This is a genomic window from Chryseobacterium sp. CG10_8 (assembly GCF_058117085.1).
Genome location: NZ_JBYVEB010000257.1, coordinates 1 through 890, shown reverse-complemented (window position 1 = coordinate 890; position 890 = coordinate 1). Strand labels below are relative to the sequence as shown.

The following is an 890-nucleotide window of genomic DNA, read 5'->3' as shown; positions in this document are numbered from 1 at the left end:
AGCCGTAATTTTAAAAAAACTTTCCAATAAAAGAAAATGTCTAAAACTTTACTTTCACTTTTAGTCGCAATTTTTATAGTTTCTTGTCAAAAAAAAACAAAACTTCCAATTCTAAATTTATTTGAATTGACAAATTTGAAAAATTATACGGTTACGGAAACAGAAATTAATGATTCTATAACAAAAGTTTTAGGTGATAATCCAGAATATTTTATTAGAGGAAACTTTAACAGAAACCATAATAAAAGAGAGGGATGGTGGAAAATAAAAAGTAAAAAAAAGGATGAAATTATTGAAATTGAATATGTTATTCTGAATAAAGAAAAAATAAATCAAGTTAAAGTCTATTTGGATGGAATAATGGTAAAATCGCTTAGTAGATATTATGTTATTGAAAATACAAACGGTAAATTTAGAGTAAAGTTCTACTTTCCCGAACATTTAAACAAAAAAATGAATGAGCCTAAAAAAGAAAAACACGAAGTAACATACAGGATTTTGGACACAGTAAGTAATAAAATAATTCGTGAATCAACTGCAGATTTGCAAAAAAATAAAAATCATTACTATTTTGAAACTCCGAAAAACAAAAATGAGAACGGTATTGTCGGATTTGCTGAAAAATTATTATTTGAAAAGGTGAATGATAGTGTTCAATTGTCTGTAGAAACAGTGCATTTTAGGGATTAAAAAAAACTACGGCTAACACGGTATTAGCGAAAGCGGGCTTGAATACTCAAATTGAAAATTTGAATATTCTTCGCCGCCAATTGCATTTCTTTCCAACTTTTTTTGTAATTTAGTTTCCAAGAAAAAGCAATTGGCTTCGTCTCGTCGAAATTGAACTTTCAGTTCTCTTTTCGCCCGCCTTCGCTAATACTTTTTCGTTA

General features: G+C 28.2%; 1 protein-coding gene. It reads left to right on the top strand.

What is annotated here, in order from left to right:
• Positions 1-36 precede the first annotated feature (36 nt).
• Positions 37-690: a hypothetical protein gene (locus tag AC4AGG_RS16615; protein ID WP_489773139.1), complete on the top strand. Its 654-nt coding sequence runs from the start codon at positions 37-39 to the stop codon at positions 688-690.
• The last annotated feature ends 200 nt before the right edge of the window (positions 691-890 follow it).